At 39.5% G+C, this 24,808-nt stretch carries 20 protein-coding genes and 1 pseudogene; 13 read left to right on the plus strand and 8 right to left on the minus strand.

The window, feature by feature from the left end:
- Positions 1-102 precede the first annotated feature (102 nt).
- From FTU46_RS09610 to FTU46_RS09640, 7 genes are all read left to right on the plus strand, one after another.
- A complete protein-coding gene (locus FTU46_RS09610; protein WP_125278664.1) occupies positions 103-912 on the plus strand; it encodes a formate/nitrite transporter family protein in 810 nt (269 codons plus the stop codon).
- A gap of 51 nt (positions 913-963) precedes the next feature.
- Positions 964-2,688 carry a bifunctional protein-serine/threonine kinase/phosphatase gene (locus tag FTU46_RS09615; RefSeq protein ID WP_180104882.1) on the plus strand — a complete coding sequence of 575 codons (1,725 nt, stop codon included), beginning with the start codon at positions 964-966 and terminating at the stop codon, positions 2,686-2,688.
- Positions 2,689-2,865: 177 nt separating this feature from the next.
- Positions 2,866-4,182, plus strand: coding sequence for a sorbosone dehydrogenase family protein (locus FTU46_RS09620; RefSeq protein WP_180104883.1), 1,317 nt, complete (start codon positions 2,866-2,868; stop codon positions 4,180-4,182).
- Between the two features lie 459 nt (positions 4,183-4,641).
- The gene (locus FTU46_RS09625; protein ID WP_180104884.1) at positions 4,642-5,334 is read left to right on the plus strand and encodes a metallophosphoesterase; all 693 of its coding nucleotides are present in this window, start codon (positions 4,642-4,644) and stop codon (positions 5,332-5,334) included.
- A gap of 283 nt (positions 5,335-5,617) precedes the next feature.
- Positions 5,618-6,616 carry a putative oxygenase MesX gene (locus tag FTU46_RS09630; protein ID WP_180104885.1) on the plus strand — a complete coding sequence of 333 codons (999 nt, stop codon included), beginning with the start codon at positions 5,618-5,620 and terminating at the stop codon, positions 6,614-6,616.
- Positions 6,617-6,656: 40 nt separating this feature from the next.
- The gene (locus FTU46_RS09635; RefSeq protein ID WP_180104886.1) at positions 6,657-7,685 is read left to right on the plus strand and encodes a methionine synthase; all 1,029 of its coding nucleotides are present in this window, start codon (positions 6,657-6,659) and stop codon (positions 7,683-7,685) included.
- Positions 7,686-7,772: 87 nt separating this feature from the next.
- Positions 7,773-8,267 carry a flavin reductase gene (locus FTU46_RS09640; RefSeq protein ID WP_159123555.1) on the plus strand — a complete coding sequence of 165 codons (495 nt, stop codon included), beginning with the start codon at positions 7,773-7,775 and terminating at the stop codon, positions 8,265-8,267.
- 65 nt (positions 8,268-8,332) lie between these two features.
- On the opposite strand, the gene FTU46_RS09645 is transcribed toward FTU46_RS09640, so the two are convergent.
- The 3 genes from FTU46_RS09645 to FTU46_RS09655 form a co-directional block, all read right to left on the minus strand.
- Positions 8,333-9,031, minus strand: coding sequence for a DUF1826 domain-containing protein (locus tag FTU46_RS09645; protein WP_166137214.1), 699 nt, complete (start codon positions 9,029-9,031; stop codon positions 8,333-8,335).
- 120 nt (positions 9,032-9,151) lie between these two features.
- Positions 9,152-9,616, minus strand: a complete 465-nt coding sequence (locus FTU46_RS09650) for a DMT family transporter (protein ID WP_034170895.1) — start codon at positions 9,614-9,616, stop codon at positions 9,152-9,154.
- 12 nt (positions 9,617-9,628) lie between these two features.
- Positions 9,629-10,057 carry a DMT family transporter gene (locus FTU46_RS09655; RefSeq protein ID WP_180104887.1) on the minus strand — a complete coding sequence of 143 codons (429 nt, stop codon included), beginning with the start codon at positions 10,055-10,057 and terminating at the stop codon, positions 9,629-9,631.
- A gap of 134 nt (positions 10,058-10,191) precedes the next feature.
- Here FTU46_RS09655 and FTU46_RS09660 point away from each other — a divergent pair, with 134 nt between their 5' ends.
- A complete protein-coding gene (locus FTU46_RS09660) occupies positions 10,192-11,121 on the plus strand; it encodes a LysR family transcriptional regulator (protein ID WP_180104888.1) in 930 nt (309 codons plus the stop codon).
- A gap of 360 nt (positions 11,122-11,481) precedes the next feature.
- Here the strand turns inward: FTU46_RS09660 and FTU46_RS09665 are convergent, their stop codons facing one another.
- On the minus strand, positions 11,482-12,276 hold the full coding sequence (locus FTU46_RS09665) for an IclR family transcriptional regulator (protein ID WP_180104889.1): 795 nt from the start codon (positions 12,274-12,276) through the stop codon (positions 11,482-11,484).
- Positions 12,277-12,701: 425 nt separating this feature from the next.
- On the opposite strand from FTU46_RS09665, the gene FTU46_RS09670 reads away from it, so the two are divergent.
- The 4 genes from FTU46_RS09670 (at position 12,702) to FTU46_RS09685 (ending at position 16,681) form a co-directional block, all read left to right on the plus strand.
- Positions 12,702-14,777, plus strand: coding sequence for an FUSC family protein (locus FTU46_RS09670; protein ID WP_180104890.1), 2,076 nt, complete (start codon positions 12,702-12,704; stop codon positions 14,775-14,777).
- A 3-nt stretch (positions 14,778-14,780) separates the two neighbouring features.
- Positions 14,781-14,981 (plus strand): DUF1656 domain-containing protein, encoded by a 201-nt coding sequence (locus FTU46_RS09675; RefSeq protein WP_180104891.1) that lies wholly within the window; start codon positions 14,781-14,783, stop codon positions 14,979-14,981.
- A gap of 34 nt (positions 14,982-15,015) precedes the next feature.
- On the plus strand, positions 15,016-16,026 hold the full coding sequence (locus FTU46_RS09680; RefSeq protein WP_180104892.1) for an HlyD family secretion protein: 1,011 nt from the start codon (positions 15,016-15,018) through the stop codon (positions 16,024-16,026).
- Positions 16,027-16,237: 211 nt separating this feature from the next.
- Positions 16,238-16,681, plus strand: a complete 444-nt coding sequence (locus FTU46_RS09685; protein WP_180104893.1) for a BLUF domain-containing protein — start codon at positions 16,238-16,240, stop codon at positions 16,679-16,681.
- A gap of 204 nt (positions 16,682-16,885) precedes the next feature.
- Here the strand turns inward: FTU46_RS09685 and FTU46_RS09690 are convergent, their stop codons facing one another.
- Positions 16,886-17,176 carry a hypothetical protein gene (locus FTU46_RS09690; protein ID WP_004785797.1) on the minus strand — a complete coding sequence of 97 codons (291 nt, stop codon included), beginning with the start codon at positions 17,174-17,176 and terminating at the stop codon, positions 16,886-16,888.
- Positions 17,177-17,360: 184 nt separating this feature from the next.
- Between FTU46_RS09690 and FTU46_RS09695 the strand changes: the two are divergent.
- A pseudogene (locus tag FTU46_RS09695) lies at positions 17,361-17,749 on the plus strand (tautomerase family protein).
- A gap of 279 nt (positions 17,750-18,028) precedes the next feature.
- On the opposite strand, the gene FTU46_RS09700 reads toward FTU46_RS09695, so the two are convergent.
- From FTU46_RS09700 to FTU46_RS09710, 3 genes are all read right to left on the minus strand, one after another.
- The gene (locus FTU46_RS09700; RefSeq protein WP_180104894.1) at positions 18,029-20,137 is read right to left on the minus strand and encodes a TonB-dependent receptor; all 2,109 of its coding nucleotides are present in this window, start codon (positions 20,135-20,137) and stop codon (positions 18,029-18,031) included.
- Positions 20,138-20,369: 232 nt separating this feature from the next.
- A complete protein-coding gene (locus tag FTU46_RS09705) occupies positions 20,370-22,772 on the minus strand; it encodes a glucose/quinate/shikimate family membrane-bound PQQ-dependent dehydrogenase (protein ID WP_180104895.1) in 2,403 nt (800 codons plus the stop codon).
- 166 nt (positions 22,773-22,938) lie between these two features.
- Positions 22,939-24,198 (minus strand): carbohydrate porin, encoded by a 1,260-nt coding sequence (locus tag FTU46_RS09710; protein WP_180104896.1) that lies wholly within the window; start codon positions 24,196-24,198, stop codon positions 22,939-22,941.
- Between the last annotated feature and the right edge of the window lie 610 nt (positions 24,199-24,808).

A 24,808-nucleotide genomic window follows, 5' to 3' on the forward strand; every position in this document is an offset into this window, starting at 1 on the left:
ACCTGTTCTAATATTCAAGGCAACGGCGCCTAAGGTCTTCAGTGATCTTAGGCGTCTTTTTTTCGAAAAACAGGTCCGTATATTGAAAAAGAGGACGACAACATGGCATATCTTGCTCCTGCGGAGTTTGCAAAAAAAGTAGTAGATGCGGGTGAATCCAAGCTTCATATGGCAACCCGTGATGTTTTGATTCGTGCCTTTATGGCAGGTGCGATTTTGGCCTTGGCAGCCGTATTTGCAATTACGATTGCAGTGCAAACTGGTGTGCCACTGATTGGCGCATTACTGTTTCCTGTTGGCTTCTGCATGTTGTATTTATTGGGCTATGACTTGCTGACTGGGGTATTTGTATTGACACCGCTGGCATGGCTGGATAAACGTCCTGGCGTAACCTGGGCACGCATTTTAAAAAACTGGGGACTGGTATTTTTAGGTAACTTTACTGGGTGTTTAGTCGTTGCAGTACTGATGGCTGCTGTTTATACCATGGGCTTTGCGACTGATCCGAATCCAGTCGGTGAAAAGATTTCTCATATTGGTGAAGACCGTACCTTAGGTTATGCGGCTTATGGTTTCTCAGGCTGGATAACTATTTTTATTCGCGGCATGCTGTGTAACTGGATGGTGTCTTTAGGGGTGATTGGTGCGATGATGTCAACTACAGTGAGTGGCAAGTTCATCGCAATGTGGATGCCAGTGATGCTGTTCTTTGCCATGGGCTTTGAACATTCAGTGGTAAACATGTTCCTGTTCCCATTTGCCATGATGATGGGTGGTGACTTCTCGATTGCAGATTATTTCCTGTGGAATGAATTACCGGTTGCTTTAGGTAATCTGGTCGGTGGTTTAGCCTTAACAGGTCTGGCACTTTATACCACACACGTACGTACTGGCGCGAAAAAAGAATTCTAATAATGAATCATTTTTAAAGGGATCAATATGATCCCTTTTTGAGTTTTCAATATGAAAAAAACATTAAAAGTCGCTATTGGACAGTATTCTACGGCTGGTATTAAAGATCAGAATCAGGATTTTTATGGCATCTATTTGCCAGAAGGTCATGTACTGAAGCAAAAAGGTATAGGCTGTGCGATTGCCGACGGGATCGGCAGTAGCAATGTCAGTCACATTGCCGCAGAAACAGCCGTTAGCAGTTTTCTCTCTGATTATTATTCGACTTCGGATGCCTGGAGCACTCAGACTTCAGCAGCACGGGTGATTCGTGCCACTAATTCATGGTTATATGCACAAACTCAACAAAGTCAGGGACGTTTCGATAAAGATCGGGGCTATGTCTGTACCTTATCCGCACTGATTTTAAAGCAGCATCAGGCGCATATTTTTCACGTCGGTGATAGTCGTATTTATCGAATCCGAGATGGTGAAATTGAATTATTAACCCATGATCATCGCGTCTGTCTGTCTTCGACAGAACATTATCTCAGTCGTGCCTTAGGGGTGGATTATCGTATTGAAATTGATTATCAAAGCCTTGAACTAAAAGAAAAAGATGTCTTTCTACTCATGACTGATGGGGTTTATGAGTTTGTTACAGACCAACAATTATTAGATTTCACCTTAGCAGCAGATCACTTAAATCAGCTTGCCAAATTCCTGGTTGAACAGGCTTTAAAACAGGGCAGTGATGATAATTTAAGTCTTCAAGTGCTCCGTATTGAGCAGTTGCCTGAACCAGATCAGTTTTATATGCACCAGGATTATGTCTTTCCACCCCAGCTCAGCAAAGGTGAAGCATTTGAAGGCTATGCCATTGACAAAATCCTGCACCAAAATCACCGCAGTTGCCTGTATTTGGCACACGATCATGATCGGCAACCGCTAGTGATTAAAACTCTGGCAGTAGATTTACAACAAGATGAACAGGCTGTTGAACAGTTTCAACTTGAAGACTGGGTTTCAAAGCGTCTTAAGCACGAAAATCTGCTGCAATGTTATCCGCATCAATCAGAGAAAAAATATTTATTCCAGAGTTATGAATATTTGCAGGGAGAAACCTTAGATCGCTGGCTGCATCAACAGAAAAAGCCTTTGCAGATGGAAGATATTCTCCCTATTTTGCAGCAAACAGCATTGGCCTTAAATGCAATGCACCGACTGGAAATGTTGCATCAAGATGTACGTCCTGAAAATGTTATGGTCTTAAACGTTGATAATACACTTAAAGTCAAACTGATTGATTATGGTTCAACTGCTGTACGAGGTTTAGTCGAAATTAATCCTAAACATGTGAATCGGCCACTTGGTACCTTGGCATTTATGGCGCCTGAATATTTCATTGAACATTCACCATCGATTCAGTCCGATCAATTTTCTTTGGCAGCCATGGCTTATTATTTACTGACTAAACAGCTTCCTTATGGTACAGATTTGGCTCGATGTAAGTCATTGAAACAGATGAAAAAAGTTCAATATCATTCCATTCAAAAATATCGGCCAGATTTACCACTCTGGTTAGACCAGATTCTAAAAAAGGCTTTGAGTATCGAGCCAATGTATCGTTATGAGGCATTGACTGAATTGATCCATGATCTGGAACACCCATCCAAGGAATTATTAAAATCCAAAGCCCCTACCATCATTGAACGTGATCCTTTACGTTTCTGGCAAATCAGTTGTGCGGTTTTAGGACTTTTACTTTTATTAAGTATTGCATGGCCATTTATTTAAGAAGGTTGGAGTGAATATAAGTAAAAAAATTAGACAGCGTTCTATGCTTTAGGCAACTTGCGTCACTAGTATATTTACGGCAATCAATCCACAACCAGAAACTACAAGAACTATATCATTACGATTTCAACCACCTTTTAAAATGGGAGAGATAAAAACAAAAAGCAAGGAAATACCATGGCGGCTCAATTTCTCCTATCAGCCTTAAGTACCGTAATCATATTGGCATTTACCGGCTGTACAGTTTCATCCAAAACACCTGTAACAGATAGTTATGGCGCTCAGCCGTCTTTACCTGAACCAAAATCAAGACTGTTTCCGGTCGTCAACATTGCGCCTGCAAAAGGTTGGCCTGAAGGCGTCATGCCGACGCCAGCACCGGGTTTAAAAGTGCAAGCATTCGCACAAGGCCTTCAACATCCGCGCTGGTTATATGTATTACCGAATGGAGATGTACTGGTAGCTGAAACTGATGCTCCACCTAAGCCTGAAGACAGTAAAGGGATTAAAGGTAAAATCATGAAAATGGTGATGAGAAGAGCAGGATCATCCTATCCAAGCGCCAACCGTATTAGCCTGCTGCGTGACAGTAATCAAGACGGCATTGCTGACCAGAAAACGGTATTTCTGCAAAATTTAAACTCGCCGTTTGGAATGACCTTAGTGGGTAATATGCTTTATGTCGCAAATACAGATGCTTTAGTGCGATTCTCTTATCAGCCAGGTATGACCCAGATCAAAGAAAAAGGAACTAATGTATTAGACTTGCCTGCAGGCCCTTTAAATCATCACTGGACGAAAAATGTTATTGCCAATCCTGCAGGCACGAAGCTCTACATTACGGTAGGCTCCAATAGTAATGTGGCTGAAAATGGCATAGCTCAGGAAGAAGGACGCGCCCTGATCATGGAATTGGACCTTTCTACAGGTCAAGCCCGGCCGTTTGCTACAGGCCTGCGTAATCCCAATGGCATGGACTGGCAGCCTCAGAGTGGAGCCTTATGGACTGTAGTGAATGAGCGTGATGAGCTGGGCAATGATCTGGTTCCTGATTATATGACCTCAGTAAAAGATGGCGCTTTTTATGGCTGGCCTTATAGTTATTATGGCCAGCATGTGGATACCCGGGTAAAACCGCAAAAGCCTGAACTGGTCGCGAAAGCAATTAAGCCAGATTATGCCTTGGGAAATCATACTGCATCACTGGGTCTGACATTTTATAAGGCTAATTTAATATCCCAATATCGTGATGGTGCACTCATTGGCCAGCATGGTTCCTGGAATAGGAAACCTCATAGTGGTTATAAAGTTATTTTTGTGCCATTTCAAAATGGTCAGCCTTCTGGTCAGCCTCAAGAGGTTCTGACCGGATTTTTAAGCAAAAATGGAGATGCATTTGGTCGGCCTGTGGGTGTAGCTACAGATGCTCAAGGCGCAATATTAGTTGCTGATGATGTAGGGAACGTGATTTGGCGAGTATCACCGAATCAATAAATAAGTAGATGCTAATAAAATAAAAGCCTTATAGTCTCTCCCAAAACTATAAGGCTTAGCGGCTGTAGTCTCTACTTTTATCACTTACCATCCCAGTAAGTTCGCTGTCTTTCGACTTTATTATCATTGTAATGCGATTATTATCAGCTTTCCTTGCTGACTCTTTATGTGAAACATAATGTCAAAAATTGAGGAAACAGGATATAGAGTATTTGCTCCAATCGATGTAAGCTTAAACTTACAAAAAAATAATATATTTATACAAAAGTTAACATTATGTGAACTTTCCTATATTTTACAAAGGGCTTTATGACTAAAAATAATTTAATTGTAGTAGATAAATAATGTTAAAAAATCATCTTTAAGGTTTTAAACAGCATTAAAATTAAAAGATATGATTTAAGAATCATCTTTTGCTTCAGGTTTGGCAGACAGGGTTCCATGTTATAGAAGATACTTATGAACACTTTAACTAAGGTAATTGATGGATCTGATTTCTCTGCCATATATGTGGTTGGGGATCTGCATGGTTGTTATAGCTTGCTCATGCAAGAATTAGAGAAAGTTCATTTTAATTTTGAGAAAGATCTACTGATTTGTACCGGAGATCTGGTCGATCGTGGTAATGAAAACCTGGAATGCGTTTCATTGCTAAGTCAGCCCTGGTTTTATTGTGTTCGCGGCAATCATGAGGAAATGTGTATCAAGGGCCGTGACGATGCATGGATTCAAGATATGCATGCGCAGAATGGTGGTGAGTGGTTCTATCTTTTATCAACCGAAAAACAGGATGAACTCAGTGAAATTTTTTCTGCACTTCCTTTGACCATTGAACTAAACCTAAAACATAAAAAGATTGGCATTTTACACGCAGATATTGCGCTTAATGACTGGAATGTATTTAAAAAGAAAATTGCAAAAGGTGAAAATAGAATTCCAGGCTTAACTTCAGCATATACCAATGCTCTTTGGGGTAGAGGGAGAATTCGCAATCATTCTTATCGCTATGGAACCGTTAAAAATATCGATGAGATCTATCTGGGTCATACGATTGTAAAAAACCATACTCAAATTGATAATTGCCACTATATCGATGTCGGTTCTGCTTATACGCAGAAGTTGTGTGTTGTTAAAATAAATGATGCAAACTAGGTGCTACAGCAAGAGCCAATTGAAAGACACATCAATAATTTTTACCTTTAAAATTAAATTGATAGCTCATTTTTATAAAAGGCGATCTATATTTATTTTTGAATGAGAAACTGTATTTCGTTCTATTTAATTTTGAGTAAGTATTCATACAATTAATTCAGCTATAGTGAATTTCTCTCATGTTTTACTGAATTTATATCGTTTTACTCATCTTTAGATTTACGTTTAAATAAAGTCATACAGAAATTTGGCTTTATTTAAAAATTTAGGATAGTGAATCTCCATGGGTAATCAATTTACATGCTCAATCAAGCACATCCGTTTTGATGAAAATTATCAACCAGCAGACAACACACGTTTAACCACAAACTTTGCCAATCTGGCACGTGGTGAAAGTCGACAGGAAAATCTGCACAGAACTCTGGCCATGATTAATCAGCGTTTTAATTCATTAGCGACAAGTGATAATCCTAAAGGCGACCGTTATTCCCTTGAAATTGACATTATCTCTGCGGAACTTGATGTCGAAGGCCATGGTCAAACTTTCCCTTTTATCGAGATGCTGAAAAGTACCGTCATTGATCATCAAACCAATGAACGCATTGAAGGCATGACTGGCAACAGCTTTTCATCTTATGTACGTGATTATGATTTTAGCGTTGTATTGCCAACTTTCAGTGATAAAGCTGATGCAAAGCTTGACGACTTTGGTGATTTGCACGGCAAACTTTATCAGCATTTAATTCATTCAGATGTGTTTAAAGCCGAGTTTAAGAAACAGCCGGTGATTTGCCTGAGTGTATCTACCACGAAAACCTATTACCGTACTGCACATGTGCATCCTGTACTCGGTGTGGAATATAAAAATGATGATTATTCACGTACAGATGCATACTTCAGAAAGATGGGCTTAAGCGTTCGCTATTTCAAACCTGAACATGGTAATGCACCGTTGGCATTCTATTTTGCCGGTGACTTATTGCGTGATTACACGGACTTCGAACTTATCAGTGCGATCAGTACCATGGAAAGTTTCCAGAAGATTTATCGTCCTGAAATTTACAACACCAATTCGCCTGCAGGTTTGATCTATCAACCAAGCCTGAATTATCAGGATTATTCGTTGACACAAATCGTTTACGACCGTGTGGAGCGTAGTCAATTAGCAGTTAAGCAGGGCAAATGGACAGAAGAAAATTTTATTAAGCCGTATAAAGACATTCTTGAAAAGTGGGCCGCAAATTTTACTGTAGATAATGCTCATCAAGAGCATACTGCCTGAATGAAGAAATAAATTAACGAATATAGAGAGAAGATTAGACATGAGCATTTTACTCCCAACATCTACAGCTGGCAGCTTGCCGAAACCGTCTTGGCTTGCCGAACCTGAGCAACTTTGGTCACCCTGGAAACTGGAAGGCGAGCAGCTCCTTGAAGCCAAGCGAGATGCTTTGAGCTTGTCCCTACATGAGCAACTACAGGCAGGCATTGATATCGTCAGTGATGGCGAACAAACCCGTCAGCACTTCGTGACCACCTTTATTGAACATCTGGAAGGTGTGGATTTCGAAAAGCGTGAGATGGTGCGTATTCGAAATCGCTATGATGCGAGTGTGCCATCCGTCGTGGGTGCTGTCGCGCGCAAGAAACCTGTATTTGTAGATGATGCCAAGTTCTTGCGTAGTCAAACTAAGCAGCCAATCAAATGGGCGTTGCCGGGTCCAATGACCATGATCGATACGCTTTATGATGCTCATTATAAGAGCCGTGAAAAACTGGCTTGGGAATTTGCAAAAATCCTGAATCAGGAAGCACTTGAACTCGAAGCAGCAGGTGTAGATATCATCCAGTTTGATGAGCCTGCATTTAATGTATTTTTTGATGAAGTAAATGACTGGGGCATTGCCACATTAGAACGAGCGCTTGAAGGTCTGAAATGTGAAACAGCAGTACACATCTGCTATGGTTACGGTATCAAAGCCAATACGGACTGGAAAAAGAGTCTAGGTTCAGAGTGGCGCCAATACGAAGCAATTTTTCCGAAACTGCAAAAGTCTAAGATCGACATTGTTTCACTTGAATGCCAAAACTCTCATGTACCAATGGATCTGATTGAATTGATTCGTGGCAAAAAAGTCATGGTCGGCGCCATAGATGTCGCAACCAATCAAATTGAAACACCAGAACAGGTTGCAGATACTTTACGAAAGGCGCTTCAGTTCGTGGATGCTGACAAGCTGTATCCTTCAACTAACTGTGGTATGGCACCTTTATCGCGTCAAGTCGCACAAGGCAAACTGAATGCTTTAAGTGCTGGCGTAGCTATTGTTCGTCAAGAACTGACAGCCTGAGTATGCATTTGTCTTAAGAGCTGTATAAGGAATACATGTACTTTTACCGCTCTTCATCAAAGCGATAGTCAATTAGGGATTTAAGAGATGATTGAAGCGACTGACTTTAGAAATGCCATGTCCTTACTCACCACAGCAGTGAATGTCATTACAACCTCGGGTGAGACAGGAATGCATGGTTTTACGGCATCTGCAGTATGCAGCGTGACTGATACACCACCGACATTGCTGGTCTGTATGAATCAGTCATCTCGTTCACATGTGCATTTTATTGAGAACAAAATTTTGTCAGTGAACGTCTTAGGTCCACAGCACGAACAGATTTCTAATGCATTCGCATCCAGCAAATTCAGTTCTGAACGAAGATTTCAATTAGGTTCTTGGACAATACTAAAAACAGGCTCACCTGTACTAGGCGATGCATTAGTGAGTTTTGACTGTGAAATCGAGAATATCCAGCAAGTAGGGACACATAGTATCTTTATGTGTCGAGTGGTTGCGATTCAACGGAGCGAACAAGATCAGAGCCTGGTGTATTTTAATCGTACTTACCATTCGGTTGGACAGTTAGAATTTGCTTGAATGAAAATGAGAAAAATGACAATAAGATAATGTGGATTTTCTTATTTTTAAGATTTGTATCGAATTTAACAAATCAAAAGCAATCGATATTCACCCTCATTTTCAACCGGAGCCCGATGTACACAAGGTAGGGCTCTTTGGGCTGGATGATCGACTGCCAATCGCCAAAGATGTCCCTGACCTAAATTTACAGGTTTTGCATTAGGCTTAGGTTGATAATGCAGATCAAAGAAATACTCTTCCAGAAAACCTTCAAATCCGGCTTCTGGGCCATCATATAATTCTTTCAGCTTTGCCCTGATTTCTGGAATCAGAATCTTTTGTTCCACCTGATCATTAGGCAAGATATCGCTTGCAGCACCATGATAGGTACATAAGAAAGTATCTGTTTCAATCGGAGAGCGATCGACATGGAATGAATAGACATCTGTAGTAATGAAATCGAGCTCATTATCCCGTTCATAGCATTTGAGCAGATTGAGTGAAGGGGAAGCGCCGTAGTCAGTCAGTAGCTGTATATCTTCTAAGATAATCTTTCTTGCCAGATGACCGCTTTCTGACAGCTGGAGTTTCATAAGATCATCAATTGAAACTTCAGTCATATTTTCCTGTAAATGAAGCTTATTCACGATCTCGGCAAAATCACCCGCTAAATTTCTAGACCAGCAAATCGCATTCATCGCACCCTTAAAATCCGAATTAACGAGTTCTGAAAAGTTTGAGACTACACGAATTTGTTTATTGCCTGAAAATTGATTATGCATGCTTAAGTGAAATGACTTATGAACTATGCCTAATATTACCCTTAGATTCCTCAAAATAACTTTATGAGCTCATAAAAAAAGAGATTTTAAAACCTAAAATCTCTTTCCTTTCACAGTATCTTAATTTTCAGCTTGTGCTTTGGCTGCAATATTACTTTTATAGATAAAAAATAGTGCAACAGCTAATAGGGCAATTGCTGCTAGTCTGGATCCATCTAAATGAATCACCGGATTATTCAACCATCCAAAATGATCGATGAGCAGACTCATTAATAACTGGCCACTAATGACGGCGACAGTGGTGGCAGCAGCGCCCAGTCTAGGCATAGCAAATACAATCGTAAGCATATAGGCCACGCCAAAAAATGCACCTGTTAATTGCCATCTTGGTGCGGTGAATAAATTCAATGCATGGTTGGGTTCAAGAAAGAAAGCGATTAGAAAACTGACTAGAGCACCTAAGACAAATGTCAGCCAAGAACTTTCTAATACACCTACTTTAGCACCCAAACGACCATTAATTGAAGATTGAGCACATAAAACTGCTCCGCCAAAAATAACGACTAATAACATTATATAAATCATGGAGAAGCTTCCTTATTGAATAAGCCATAATGCAGCTAAAATAGCTACCAGCGCGCCAATACGATATTTGTCTACAGCCCGTTTATGGCTACCTAACAAACCCCAGTGATCAATAATAAGACTGGTTGCAACCTGGCCAAACAGGATGCCCACCATGGTCAGGCCAACGCCGATATGAGGTGTCGCTACAGTTAAAGCCACCACATATATAGGGCCTAATATACCGCCAGTCAGTTGCCACCGTGGCTGATTAAACATGAGAGAAAGTTTTGGACGGCTAAAGATCAGTCCGAAGGTTAAGAGCAGTGATCCGATCGCGAAAATTCCCAATGTTGCCCAGAAATGGCCAATTTCTTCCCCGAGTGGACCCAGTAAACCCGCTTCAACAGATAACCCCATACCTGCAAGAACGACTAATGGGAAAATCCACAACTGTTTCATATATGCTTTCCAAAGGAAGAAAGCACCGAATTATATTCTCTTATTTAAAAGCTACAATTCCACAATTTTTCAAAACATAATTGCTATTATGACAATAATAAAATGATTGAATTAAATTCAGGGACAGATCAATTATGCAACTCAATGCATTACGCTATTTTGTGATGGTGGCAACGACCGGCAGTTTTTCAGCTACAGCAAAGCATTTTCAGGTTCCATCTTCCTCAGTATCTCGTTTTATTTCCAAACTTGAACAGGAAATTGGGCAACAACTTTTTTATCGTAATACACGCTCTGTCCGGCTGACTGACATAGGAGAAAAGTACTTTGTGCAAATTAAGGAAGTGCTTGATACGCTAGATCTAGCCAATGAAGAAATTTCTGGTAAAAATGCGATCAGAGGGTTAATTCGTATCAATACAGCGGTTGCGTTGGGAAGGCTACATATATCGCGTATCGTAAATAAATTGCATGATAGCTTTCCAGATCTTTCAGTCGAGCTAATCTTGACGGATACTTTTATTGATCCTGTACAAGAAGGCGTAGACATTGCGATAAGGATTGGCTCATTACAGGATTCAGCATTAATTGCACGCAAGGTCTGTGATCAACAATATGTGCTGTGTGCGAGTCCTGCATATCTTGAAAAATATGGAACTCCACATTCTCCACACGAGATTCAGAATCATCAATGTCTGGTGTATAAGGGCGTTTCAGGCAGCCAACGCTGGTATTTCCGTCAGCAAGAGCATGACACTCCAGTTTTAATTGAGCCACAAGGGCCTTTAAGAAGTAATAATGCAGAAGTCCTGGTAGATGCGGCATTGGAAGGACGGGGGATTGTATTATTTCCAACCTGGATTTTTACGGAAGACTATTTCAAAACACATAAACTGGTTCAACTCCTTCCTGACTGGATCAGTACAGTAGAGCCTTATTCTATAGGGATTCATCTGGTTTCTCCTGAAAACAGAATTCGTTCGCAAAAGGTTAGAACTGTGCTTGATTTCATTTTAAAAGAAATTGGAGATCCGCCGTACTGGGATAATATTCTTAAGTTTTAAAATTTTTATGATCCAATTATAAAAAGCTTAATTGGTTTCTTAGTTATCTTTTTTGATCAAGAAGGATTCTAAGGAAGAGCTAAGATGAAAAGCATAAAATGGAAGAACTTATATGATTTCAAATTTCTAACTTTAGATTTTATCTACACATCGCAATTGTAAAATTCTTAAATTTCCTTAAATGTATCTGCATTATTGCTATAAATCCAAAATTAAAATAAAAAAGCCTATCTCATTCGAAATAGGCTTTTTTACCTCTGAGGAATCTTCTCGCCATTTAATTCAGTAAGAATACTATAGCTTAAAGACTGATAATCATATTATGAGAATATGAATAGTTTTTCAAACATAATTTAAATTTTATTTGATTAAATTATTACGAATATCACTGGTGCTTTCAGGATGGTGGAGGAACTTATTTTCAATAATCTGTGCTTTCTCCTGAAGAATTTGTACTAATTTTTCCAGATTTACAAAATCAAATCTATTTTTTGAGGCTAATAAAGTAAGCGCTAAGGGCGGTTCTTTAAGAGAGAATTTAACTGGGACAGACAAACCTGCAACTTGAGGATCAAGTTCACCACTAGAATAATAATACCCCTGTTTTTTGATCTTTCTCATTTGTTCCAGAAAAGCGGTTTCATTCTGCACAAATCCTACTTCTGCAAATGCATCTGCATAACGTTGGTAATAATCAAGCAACGCTTGTTTCGATAAATGTGCCATGATGACTTTTGAAGATGAACCTACATAGACCGGACGTGGACAACCGCGTCCAAATGAAAGCAGATGTGCATTTTTAAAGACTTCGTCATGTAAGTCGATACACGAATCATAATTGAGATGAGTCAATATACAAGAGAACTCAGTCCGTTCGACGATTTCCTGCATAAAGGGAATGCTGATCTGTACCAAAGGATCAGTTTTTCTTGAAATATAATCCAGAACAGCAATTTTTGAACCCAATGTATAGTCACCGGATGTGCCACTTATTCGCTGTAAAAGTTCAGCCGATACCAATTCTTTTAAATAGCGATAACTGGTGGGTTTGGAGAGGTTTAATTCTTCACTGATGATATCTACATTAATCACTGAACGTGATAACGAAAATAGATCGAGAACCGTAAGAATTTTTCCAAAACTTGCTTGCGCCATAAAAAAACCTGAAGTGCTGACCATTGAAAAAGGTGATGACTCACTTTAGCTTAAAAGAGGGCAGTAGAGGCAACTATTTACCTGAAATTCTCGAATAATGAGGATATAGGAAGAAAAGAGATAAATATTCAGCTTAACGGCCTATGCAATGATAAAAAAATCATACTTATTCTCATATAGAGATATTTTTATTGACAATAATGCGTTTATTTGAAAAAATTAATTACGTAAATATCCAATGATGAATAATTAAGCAAATTGCTATCTTTTGCTTTTTATATTTTCATCAACCAGTTTCAGTTCAATCAACTGAATATTCTAATTTTATAGACTTTCAATAAGTAAAAATTTTGTCACTGAGTTCTTTGGGCTTGGTGAGCAGGTTATTTGCTTTAGAAAATAAAATAAGCTCTTAGAGAGAAACGATGCTGCTTATAAAATCTTTACTCGCATTTCGTCCAAATAAAATGGACTGGATTTTTGCGACTAAAACGTTTGTGGCTGGTATTTTGGCGCTCTACGTTGCGTTGAGTTTGGATCTTGCTTATCCGATTTGGGCAATTGGCACAGTTTTCGTTATTGCCAATCCTTATACGGGGATGACCGCTTCAAAAAGTATCTATCGTGTACTAGGTACTTTATTAGGCGCAATTGTGGCAGTTGCAGTTACTCCTTGGCTAATCAATACCCCGTGGTTGTTTACGCTGTTTTTATCCTGTTGGGTTGGTCTTTGCTTATATTTCTCTCTGCTTGATCGTACACCGCGCAGTTATATACTGATGCTGGCTGGATATACGACTGTCATTATCTGCTTCAATATCATTTACTTTATTGATACTGCTTCATTATTTGATATGGCGGTAGGACGCTTTCTGGAAATTACTATTGGCGTCGTTTGCAGCGCGATTGTGACGACGACCATATTTCCAATGCATATTGGCCCCGCAGTGAAAAGTCGTGTCAGTAAAACCTTAGCGGATACTCAGCAGATTTTTAATAAAATTCTATTGGAACCACGTCAAGATCAGAACTATACAAAAGCTTTAAGCAAGTTGGCTGGAGATATTGCAGATATTCATGTCATGGCTGTGCATTTAAGCTATGAAAAATCAGCTCTACAGGGAATGACCAAACCACTGCAGGAAATGCTGAACCAGATCACAATGCTGGTGAGTAATTTGGTGGCAATGTCTGAACGCATGCAACAGTTAGACTTCATTGATACAGAATATCGCCAGTCATTGGCAGATTTACATTCCAAAATTAATACATATCTAACAGATGAACATCTATTGAAAGAGTCTGAATTGAATCAGCTTCCTACTGATTTTGAAATAGATTTCCTAAAAATTTTTGAACATTCAAAAGATGAGCAAATTGTAATATTGAAAAGTTTGAAAATGAATATTCGTCATTTTATTCAGAATATCCATGCAATTAAGTTGATCTGGCAGCGAATCCAACAAGGGGATACTTCACTGCCTGAAATGATTGTTCCACTTACTACAAACTATCCAGCTCTGCATCGTGATCATGGCGTAGCGGTGCGGGGCGGGGTTTCTGCATGCCTCACTGTTTTTATTGCTACTGCCTTTTGGATCTTAAGCGGCTGGAAAGCAGGATTTATGCTGGCTGAAATGGCTGCAATCAGTGCATGTATATTAACGGCGCTGGATAATCCGGTGCCTGCATTGAAGCTGTTTATTCGCAGTAGCTTATATGCTTCGATCGTGATCTTCATATATGCCTATGGAATTTTTCCAAACATTATAGAATTTTGGCAGTTAGCACTTGTACTTGCACCATTCTGCATATATTGCCTGATGCTTTTTTTGCATCCACCCTTGGTTGGAATTGGTTTGCCTTTGTTGATGGGTACGATCATGGGGCTGAATTTTCAGAACCGTTATACCCTGAATCAAATTTCTTTCTTCGATGCAGCGATTGGTACAGTGATTGGACCAATCATTGCTGTATTTATTATCCATATGATCCGTGCAATGTCGCCAGATATAACCGTACAGCGCATTTTGGCTATTCATAATCGAGCAATTCGACAAGCACTGTATATTCCTTATGGGGTACGGTTCCGTATTCATTTACGTACAATGATTGACCGCATCGGGGTATTAAATACTAAAGCAGTAGAATCTGAAGATCTGAAAAATAAAATCAATCAGGCACTCATTGAATCCAGCGCCGTAGTGGATCTGGCACGGTTACAGGAACTCATACTCAAGTTACCTGAACAGCAGCTTTTGACCCAGCAACTCGAAGATCTTCAAATACAGCTGGATGAGTATTTCCGTGCCAAAGAAATTGGACAAAATTATGATGCTGCCTTCACACAGTTAATCAACAAAATACAGGCTCTAGAAGCAGATCTCATCATGCAGGAACATACAGATGTTGTAGAACGGCTGCATATTTCACTCAACAATATTCGTAGCAGTTTATGTCATATCAAGACACCGCCAAGATATGCAGGCGCAGGAGATTAATACATGGGAGAGCTGAATATCTATGGTGTGTATGTGCCAATTTTATTGATTCAAGCTGTGATTGCCTATGTTCTGCTTAGAATCTTGAGGAAATGGCTGGACAAACTAGTCGCGAATGACTGGATTATCATGCCAAATATCTTCTACTTATGCATTTACGTACTTTTGCTGGGCGCCGTCCATTGGGCAGGCTTATTACTATGAGGCCTGATATTAAAATGATTGAGGAAAACCGTATATGACATCTGTCAATTTACGCAAATATTTGCGACCTGTACTTTTGACGGTAGTGGCTGTTCTCGCCATTTTAGTGATTCGACATATCTGGAATTATTATAATTCTGAGCCATGGACGAGGGACGGGCGTGTACGTGGTGATGTTATTCAGGTGTCATCAGATATTTCAGGCCTGGTCACAGAAGTACTGGTGCAAGATAACCAGACCATCAAGAAAGGGCAGCCATTATTTAAAATTGATGTTGAACGTCAAGAACTAGATGTTGAAGAAGCTCGTGCGGATCTTGCGAAAGCGAAAGCAGGTTTAGCGCAAGCTGAGGCTGAACTGGCGAATGCTAAAGCCAATGTCGTGAAATCCCAAGCAAGTATTCATCTGGCAGACAAGAATGCGAGCCGTTATTCAAGTTTAATGGATGGTGCTATTTCAAAACAGGAACAGGATCAGATTTTTGCTGCACGAGATGAATCACATGCCGAGCATGAGCAGTCCTTAGCTGCAATCGAACAGACCAAAGCGAATATCGAACAGCAAGAAGCATTAACACAAGTCGCCATGAATAACCTCAATCTCGCGCAACTTAATTTACATCGTTCAGAAGTTGTTGCTCCGGCAAATGGCACATTATCAAATTTTGAATTAAAAGAAGGGAACTATGTCAAAGTTGGCCAAGCGGTTGCAGCATTACTAGATCGCAAGCAGCTCTATGTAGTGGGTTATTTTGAAGAAACTAAACTAGATAAAATTTACGTGGGAGCACCTGCCATCATTCAGCTGATGGGTGATTCGCAAAAACTTAAGGGCCATGTGCAAGGTATTGCCTCGGGGATTGAAGATCGCGAACGTACTGCTGGTTCAGGTCTTTTAGCGAATGTAAATCCAACCTTTAGTTGGGTGCGTTTAGCCCAACGTGTCCCTGTTAAGATTATTCTGGATGAATTACCAAAGAATGAACTTGCCTTCGTTGCAGGGCGAACAGCAACAGTGCATATAGAAAAGCAAGGAAAAAACTGACCTGTAATTCAATAACACAAGGTTCTTTACGAAAAGAGAACCTTGTCATGAATCCTGATTTAAAAAGATCAAACAGCTATATAAAAAAGGTAATAATAAGAAGTATGTAATTTGACCATTAAATTACCTTGTCATTACATTTTTATTGACCATTCGTTCAAATTTTTATATTTTCATATGGACCTTTTTTAAGCAGGAGGAAATTTTTATTATGAATGATGTAAGGCTTTTATATGTAAGTAAGTTCAAAGATGAGAAATACTCTACTTCTGAACTTTATAATATTTTAACAGAAGCCTTAAAATTTAATGAGTTACACAAAATCTTTGGCGCACTCTATTTCGGAAATAATTATTTTGTCCAGTGTTTGGAAGGCACTGAAGAAAGTGTAAAAGACCTTTTCTATAATCGAATAGTCAAAGATCCACGCCATAAGAACTGTGAAATTCTCTCTTATGAAATAATCGACTCATATCTTTTTTCTAGTTGGCACATGAAGTATGCCAATGTCCATAATGATCTCATTGAGTTCTTTATCAAGAATCACCATGATGGATTTAATCCTTATCTCCTGGAACCAGACACTATTCCTGCTTTTATAGAATTACTCAGACAGCACGAAGATGATTTATACAAAGCCCAGGTGATGGCCTAGTCAGCTTAAGATGTAACATGTGATATGTTAATTTAAAGAAATTGCTATATTACATGTTATATTTATAATTTTAAGTTATTGAAATTTATAAAATAATTAAATTTTTAGTTTTAAAAAATAGAGAGGGTTAACCGTCTCTATTTTTTAATAGATTTAAAATTCCGAGGCAACTTAAATAAATTTCAACACTTCAAGTCTCAGTATTTAAAATATTTCCTGATTACATATTTCTATTCTTGAAATAAAATCGAGAGGCATAGTTAGTCTTTCAGCCGTTATTGTTTCGAAATGAACCCAGATAGCTGCATCTCTATTCTCAAAACTAATACTTACAAGCTTAACCAAGTCATAGGGTTCAACATTGTGAGTCAAGATAATATTATAAAAGTGATCTGAGCGTACGTAAGAGATAAGCATTTGATGAATAGCTACTTGTTCATCGCTACTTAGCTCACTATATTTACTTAGTTCAGGTAAATCATGTTGTCTGTTCACTTTAGTCCTTATCAATCTTCAAGTTTTTTTATAGAGGACCAGAATTTTATCAATTTAGACAGGGCAGCATTTAGTTGTTTTGTATAAATAATTGAACTTTTTATGAATGATGCTGAACAACAACGCTAGCCAGATTAAAGCACACACTATAATTAAAACTGTAACTATAAGAGCGTAGAAAACAATGTCTCAAATAAAAATTTATGCTTTAAATAAAACAATCGAACTACATAGAATAGAACTGAGTAAAGCTATTCATCAAGCTTTAGTCAAAGAGCTAAATTGTCCCGAGAAAAGATTTTTCAACGATTTATACCTTATAGAGTCTGAAAATTTTATTTACTCAAAGGATCGATCCAGATCTTAGATCATTATCGAGATTTGAATGTTTGAAGGAAGAACAAAGAGACCAAGAGAGTATTTATTTAGGCTTTATTTAAAAATATAAGTCATTTATGTGGGATTAAATCCAATGATATTGAAATAACTATATTTGAAACTCCTAAAGAAAACTGGGGTATTCGAGGAAAAATTGCGGATGAGCTTCATCTAGGTTATGAGGTAAATATTTAGGTAATTTATATAAAGAAAACCTTCAAACTAATCTTAATATCTACGTTTAACACGACTAGGATGAAAAAGACATATTAACTAATTGGTGAGTGCTACATACAGAAATAGGCCATATGCATAATATCCTATTTAACATAATATACATTATACGAAATAAAATATATATTAGCCTCAAATAGAAATGTCCACCATAGATTCGCACTTATTGCTGATCTTGGCGGACATTCACATGTGAACATGAATCTTGAATAAATTGAGAAAGCTTAAATCAGATTTAAATTAAAACTGTTTTGTCACGCTTAACCCAGCACTCCAGTTACGACCTTCTGCAGGTTCATAGAAACGACCATTGCTTTCATTGACAATGACTGAACCTGAATAATCCTTATCAAACAGATTATCTACGCGTGCAAACGTTTTTATAGATAAATCTTTGACATTCCAGTTATAGCCTACATTAGCCCCAGCCACTGTATAACTTGGTGCAACTTCAGAATTAATATCATTCACAAAAATTCGGTCTGAATAACGCACATCAAGACCTGCATTAAAGCCATTTTCAGGTTTCCAGCCTAGACTGACAAAAGCCTGATTTTTAGCAATTCCAGGAATATAATTACCTGACGAAACTGCAGCTACTGTACCAATTGCTGGAATATCGGCATCAAATGTTGCATCAATATAGCTATAGCTGGCTTGAGCTGTTAGATCACGCCAAAGATCTTTATTCCAAGATAGCTCTAATCCTTTTCTTAGAGTTTTATCTGCATTACGAAACGTTGAGCGCCCGCCATCACTTCCCGCAGAAACAATGTCATTTTTGGTTTGAGTCTGAAATGCTGCTAAGGTCATATCACCAAAGCGATTCGCAGATTTTAATCCTAGCTCATAAGTTTCACTTTCAGCCGCTTTTAAGCTTAGTACATCGTTGCTACCATCAGCCGGATAAGCCATTTCGGTAAATGTTGGTGTTTCAAAACCTTGTGCATAGCTTGCATAAGTCATTAAATCAGGAAAAATTTTCCAACTTAATGCAACTGAAGGCAGTAATTTCTCATAAGTCGTTTTACCTGAATTATCGCCATTGCTTAGGTATCGATCTTCAGATTTAAAATGCACATTGCTATAACGCAAACCAGCATCTAGCGTCCAATCTGGCGCAAAGTTATAAGATGCTTGAATATAAGGATCTGCATTCCAAAGCGTATTGTCTTCATTACGACGGAGTTCACCTTTAACGCCTAAAGTATTACCGACAAAGTTTTGATAGCCTTTACGGTCTTCGGTCATACCATCTACAGCCACACCAGCAATCAATTTAGTGTTTTGTAAAATATCTGTTCCGGTCCAGCGAAGATCTGCTCCATAAAACTGACGGTCAAAATCAATGACACTACCCGCATGATTTGGACCACCTTGTGCTGTACTTGGAATAGATTGATATTGAGTGACTTCACGCTGTCCCCAATATGCCATACCGTACAATTCATGCTGATCATTGATCGGCTTGTTCCAGGTCAGTCCTGTCTGGAATTGCTCAATTTCTTTACGTGCATTATATAGCAACACATTCGCTGCGACCTGTTTAGGATTTTCTCGCAATTGATTTCGAGTTAAACCACCTGGATCATCTGCTGCAATTTTGACATAGTTATTGACCCAGTTAATTTTAGAGCCATCGTCCAGATCCCAAGTCAGCTTGGCATTGTTCAGTACTTTATGTGCACCACTATGATCACGGAAACCATCCGTATCAAAATAAGATGAACTGATGATATAGCTTGGTTCAGAAGCATTTTCTGAACCACCTTGTAGCACCAGGTTCGTTTGGCCTTTGTTCTGACTGCCGCCCGAATATCCCAAAGTGACTGAATCAGGTCCCTGCCCTTCACGGCTTTGTGTCAGGATGGTTCCGCCAGAAGAATTACCATATAACGAGGAAAATGGACCACTCAGCACTTCAATATGATCCAGACTATTCAGGTCAATATTCGAGGTTTGCCCCTGCCCATCCGGCATAGTGGCAGGAATACCGTCTACATATAAACGTACTCCTCGCACACCGAAAGTCGAACGTGCACCGAAGCCCCGCATTGATATCTGTAAATCCTGAGCATAATTTTCGCGGTTATTCAGTTGTAAACCTGGTACACCTTTTAAGGTTTCAGACAGATTCACATTCAGGCTATTCTGTTGTTCCTGATTCAGATAATAGGTAGATGCCGGTGTTTCCAGAATGGCACGATCTGTACGGGTTGCTTCAACCACAATGGGAGCCAGTCGCTGTACCTCTGTAACCGGTTCTTCCGCATAAATTCCTTGACTGATACAAGCAATCAGACAGGATAAAGTCGATTTCATCGGCAACCGCGTGGTATGAAGGTGCATAGCTAATATTCCTGATATCTGGCATTCACTCATGCCATGGGAGTTCAAACGTTTTAAAAGTGTCTTATTAATTTTAAAGACTCAGCATCTGCATAAGATCAAACTGAATACTTGCAGGAAAGCCGAGCTAAAGGTTCATGATTTTCTAATCAAGCTTTATTGTCATAACAGCCTGTATTTTGCATAAAAAAGCCTGACGAATCAGGCTTTTTTACTTAACTATAAAACTTCATTATTTATTGTCAGGTAGTGCATAGGCAACCAAAGAATCACCCATTTTGGTACCGAAGGAACCGTGACCACCCGCCATAATCACAACATACTGCTTACCATTGGCTTCATAAGTCATTGGCGTCGCTTGACCACCTGCAGGCAGACGACCTTTCCACAGCTCATCACCATTAGTCACGTTGATCGCACGGATGTAATTGTCTTGAGTTGCACCGACAAACATCACATTACCTGCAGTCGAGATTGGACCACCTAACATTGGTACACCCATTTTAAATGGAGGCAATGGAATGCCCGGCATACTGTCACGAATCGTACCGATACGACGTTTCCAAGCGATTTCATGATTGGTCAGATCAACACCAGCCACATAACCCCATGCAGGTTGCTTACATGGTAAGCCGAATGGAGACAGGAAGGCACTGATTTCAACACCATAAGGCACGCCATACATTGGCTGTACCCCCGCTTCAGTACCTGCACCTTTGGCAGTCTGCTTACGGTTCGGATCTTGCGGAATCAGACGAGATACAAATGGCAAACCAATTGGATTGGTTAATGCGATTTGACGGTCTGGGTTGACTGACATACCGCCCCATTCGAATACACCGAGGTTACCCGGGAACACCAACGTACCATTTTCAGATGGTGGCGTATAAATACCGTCATAGTTTAATTTCTTGAACGATACACGACACATCAACTGGTCAAACATAGTGGCACCCCACATGTCTTTATCAGTCAATTTATCTTTAGGTGCCAGGTTAAAGTCAGAGAATGGTTGAGTTTTTGAATACCACTCGCCTTTGGTTTGCGGACCGCGTTTTACTGACTGAGGTACTGGTTTTTCAGTAATCGGAACAATCGCTTCACCTGTACGACGGTCTAATACAAAGGCATTACCGGTTTTGGTCAGCACATAGATCGCTGGAACCATTTTCCCGTTTTTGTCTTTGATATCAGTCAATGTCGGTTGAGCGGGTACATCCATATCCCACAAGTCGTGGTGAGTAGTCTGGAAGTTCCAGATCAATTTACCGGTAGATGCATTAATCGCCAGCATAGAGTTCGCATAACGCTCGTCTAGCTCAGTACGGTGACCACCGTAGATATCCGGTGTACCTACACCTGTTGGTACATAGACGATATCCAGCTGTGCATCATAAGCCAATGGCGCCCATGCGTTTGGAGAGTTATTTACGAATTTTTGCCCTGGAGCAGGAATCGCATTTGGATCTTCCGCACCCGTATCAAATACCCAGAGCAATTCACCAGTATTTACATCATAACCACGAATCACACCTGAAGGTTCTTCAGTTGAATAGTTATCTGTGGTTGAACCCGCGATAATGATGGTTGTACCTGTGATCACTGGAGGTGAAGTCGGGTTATAACCGCCTGGATATGGAAATGGCATGTCTTTTTGCAGATCAACTTCACCATTGTTACCAAAGTCAGAACATACTTTACCAGTAGTCGCATTCACTGCGACCAGACGTCCATCATTGACTGGTAAGATCACTTTCTGAGGACATTCAGCAGAAGTTGTTGAACGTGCAGCCAGGCTGCTTTCAAAACCTGCAGTATTGTTCGCATCATAATAAGATACGCCACGACAAGTTAAATGCTGGAAGGTATTGTCCGCTTTCAGTTTAGGATCGAAGCGCCATTTTTCCTTACCAGTCGCAGGATCAAGTGCAATCAGATATTGGTGAGTTGAACACATGAACAGGTTGTTCCCCACTTTAATTGGAGTCACCTGATTGGTGGTTTCACCAGAGTCTTTATCTGTTTTAGTATCGCCAGTACGGAATTCCCAAGCCAGTTCAAGATCTTTTACGTTTTCAGAATTGATCTGTTTTAATGGAGAATAACGTAAACCTGACTGAGTACGACCATAAGCAGGCCAGTCTTCATCGGCAATACCTGGAATAGATTGATGGACTGCAGGTTGCTGTGATGTTAATTCGCCACGGATTTCCTGTGGGTCATTAAATACAGAATAAATCATGACAGCAATCGTAATTGCCAGCGAGCCAGTCAGCGCCATTTTTGCAGCTTTGCTGTCACCAAAACCACGAGTCACTGCAGGAATCAGCAGGGCCAGACCGAATAGGCCTAAAATATCCAGACGTGGTGCCAGTGCAAAGAAGTCTGAACCCACTTCCCAAAGACCCCATACCACTGTACCAAGGACCAATACTGCATAAACAATAAGGGCGGTGTTTTTACGTTTTTGTAATAACACGGCTGTCGCCAGGAAGAACAGACCGGCAATGATGTAGTACCAAGACCCACCAAGTGTTGCCAGATATATTCCTCCAAATAGCAGAACCAAACCGAAAATGGCAGCAATAGCTGCCAGAATCGTTTTCAGTACTGAACCTGAAGACGAAGTATTCATATTGAACACCTTTTTTTTGATTTCTTGAACGTCTAAGCACTTAAGCGGCATAGACACCATATTGTTAAGTTCTTAGTTATAAATACATGAATACTTGGAGTATCAGTTCATCAATGCCCCAAAGTAATGGAAGAATCAATTGTGTATTTGCAACTAAAAACTCCGATTAGAACGACGTATTAAACTTGATTCCGCCTACCCAGACATTTTCACCGTCTTTATATGCGCCGACATGATGGACATATTGCAGGTTTGGACGGATGGTTAGCCAGTTAGTTGCATGAATGCCGTAATAGATTTCCGCATCGACTTCTTCACTACGGTTACCCAATACATCATTGTTCATATTGATACGGGCAACACCCAAAGCGATTTCATCCTGTGGGCGGGCATTCATCGCACCTTTGTAGACAAGACCGACATTTTGCATATCACTAACTTGGTTGGTTTTAGAGTCATGAACAGTGACGTTCACGAAACCGCTTAAACCTCGTGATGTATCCCCTTGATGTGAAGTCAGCTGTTGCTTAGCTACAATCCACCCCCCGTGATGATGACCAGTTTGGATTTGTTCATCTTGTGGAGTCACGCCATCAAATATTCTGGCATCAGCGGTACTGTAGTAATACCCGGCACGATATTCACCTGGCAGTTTTTGCTCACCCAGTTTCGGTGTCCAGACCACTTCTGCAGGAATGATCGCGCCTTTAGATCCGTCTGTGCTCAGGTTAAAGCCTTTGCCGCGTTCCAGATTCTCAGGGTTATATTCATAGACACCGACCTGGGTATAAACTTCCGGGGTAACGTTATATTTAACCCGCGCAGCCCATTGAGAAACTGGCCAGTTATACCATTGATCCCCTACCCAGTTACCCACTTGTGAACCGCACAATGCCAGATTCTGGAAGTCACAATCAAAACTGTTAAAGTCTTCACCTTCACCAAAACGTCCGACTTTTACATCCAGTTTTTGATCCAGGAATTGTTTCTTGATCCAGAAATCTGTTAGACGCCAAGTTTGACCGCGACCCCATACTTCCTGAACTGAACTTAAATGTCCTGTAAGCGCATCAGAAGTATTCGAAAGGTTGCGACCATCACGATGAGTTACTGTAATTTGTGCTTCAGTGTCTTGCCAGCCAGCAATTTTTTCCAGATCCAGATGAGTACCCAGGTTTAACTGACCTGTATATTCTGTGCCATGGCTATTTGAGCGTTTCGCGTCAAGCAAAGTTGCCATTTCACCTGTATATCCAAAGCTAAAATCATAGCCCTGCTCTTGAAGCTGGATACGTTGACCATTCCAGTCGCCCAACATCCACGGACTTTCTGCACTAAATGCATCAGCGGCCTGAGTAGTTGTATTTGCCAATAGCAATCCAACTAAGGATGTATAGACAGCCTTAAATAAGGGAGAAATAGACATTAAATGCTTCACCTTAATCACGTTTTTACTAAATATAGTACACTGATTTAATTTTTTAGTTTCAAATAATGAAGGAAAAGTATTAATAATGTTATGAAGTTTAGCTAATCTAATTCTTTTGTTAATTTTAATTTAAGAAAATTTTAAATTTTAAATTCAATAATTTAAGAGAAAATAAATATAATATTAATAAAAATAATACTACCTATAAATATTTTTTCTACATCAGTTCTTTTGTACAAAAATTTACCAATTCGAATTGCGTAATAAAAAAATATTTGGTCTTTTGCTCATTTTATATACTAAAACTTGATGGTCATTGCCGTTCTATTCTTGGGTTTCTTAGCGAGGAAAATTGAGAAAAAACTAGATCTATATAGGTACTTAAACCCATTAAATAAGATAAAGAGTGATATCTGCTAAATAAAGTTTAAATATATGTAAAAATTATAATTATTGGCTATTCATATTTGATTATAGATATATATCTTGTTTAATTCTTTCTATCAATATTCTTATTAACCACCTTATATAAGTTTTATCTTTTAATGGGTGATATTGAGTAAAACGAGTAATGATCATTAACTGAATTGAATCGCTACAAAATATG

It is taken from the genome of Acinetobacter sp. YH12108 (genome assembly GCF_013419055.1).
Lineage (GTDB): Bacteria > Pseudomonadota > Gammaproteobacteria > Pseudomonadales > Moraxellaceae > Acinetobacter.

Bases quoted from the DNA above. Each gene is read 5' to 3' on its own strand.
- FTU46_RS09670 (WP_180104890.1), top strand. From the start codon at position 12,702: ATGCTGCTTATAAAATCTTTACTCGCATTTCGTCCAAATAAAATGGAC.
- FTU46_RS09685 (WP_180104893.1), top strand. From the start codon at position 16,238: ATGAATGATGTAAGGCTTTTATATGTAAGTAAGTTCAAAGATGAGAAA.
- FTU46_RS09675 (WP_180104891.1), top strand. From the start codon at position 14,781: ATGGGAGAGCTGAATATCTATGGTGTGTATGTGCCAATTTTATTGATT.
- FTU46_RS09665 (WP_180104889.1), bottom strand. From the start codon at position 12,276: ATGGCGCAAGCAAGTTTTGGAAAAATTCTTACGGTTCTCGATCTATTT.
- FTU46_RS09625 (WP_180104884.1), top strand. From the start codon at position 4,642: ATGAACACTTTAACTAAGGTAATTGATGGATCTGATTTCTCTGCCATA.
- FTU46_RS09710 (WP_180104896.1), bottom strand. From the start codon at position 24,198: ATGTCTATTTCTCCCTTATTTAAGGCTGTCTATACATCCTTAGTTGGA.
- FTU46_RS09640 (WP_159123555.1), top strand. From the start codon at position 7,773: ATGATTGAAGCGACTGACTTTAGAAATGCCATGTCCTTACTCACCACA.
- FTU46_RS09620 (WP_180104883.1), top strand. From the start codon at position 2,866: ATGGCGGCTCAATTTCTCCTATCAGCCTTAAGTACCGTAATCATATTG.
- FTU46_RS09615 (WP_180104882.1), top strand. From the start codon at position 964: ATGAAAAAAACATTAAAAGTCGCTATTGGACAGTATTCTACGGCTGGT.
- FTU46_RS09645 (WP_166137214.1), bottom strand. From the start codon at position 9,031: ATGCATAATCAATTTTCAGGCAATAAACAAATTCGTGTAGTCTCAAAC.
- FTU46_RS09680 (WP_180104892.1), top strand. From the start codon at position 15,016: ATGACATCTGTCAATTTACGCAAATATTTGCGACCTGTACTTTTGACG.
- FTU46_RS09655 (WP_180104887.1), bottom strand. From the start codon at position 10,057: ATGAAACAGTTGTGGATTTTCCCATTAGTCGTTCTTGCAGGTATGGGG.
- FTU46_RS09635 (WP_180104886.1), top strand. From the start codon at position 6,657: ATGAGCATTTTACTCCCAACATCTACAGCTGGCAGCTTGCCGAAACCG.
- FTU46_RS09650 (WP_034170895.1), bottom strand. From the start codon at position 9,616: ATGATTTATATAATGTTATTAGTCGTTATTTTTGGCGGAGCAGTTTTA.
- FTU46_RS09700 (WP_180104894.1), bottom strand. From the start codon at position 20,137: ATGCACCTTCATACCACGCGGTTGCCGATGAAATCGACTTTATCCTGT.
- FTU46_RS09630 (WP_180104885.1), top strand. From the start codon at position 5,618: ATGGGTAATCAATTTACATGCTCAATCAAGCACATCCGTTTTGATGAA.
- FTU46_RS09610 (WP_125278664.1), top strand. From the start codon at position 103: ATGGCATATCTTGCTCCTGCGGAGTTTGCAAAAAAAGTAGTAGATGCG.
- FTU46_RS09660 (WP_180104888.1), top strand. From the start codon at position 10,192: ATGCAACTCAATGCATTACGCTATTTTGTGATGGTGGCAACGACCGGC.
- FTU46_RS09705 (WP_180104895.1), bottom strand. From the start codon at position 22,772: ATGAATACTTCGTCTTCAGGTTCAGTACTGAAAACGATTCTGGCAGCT.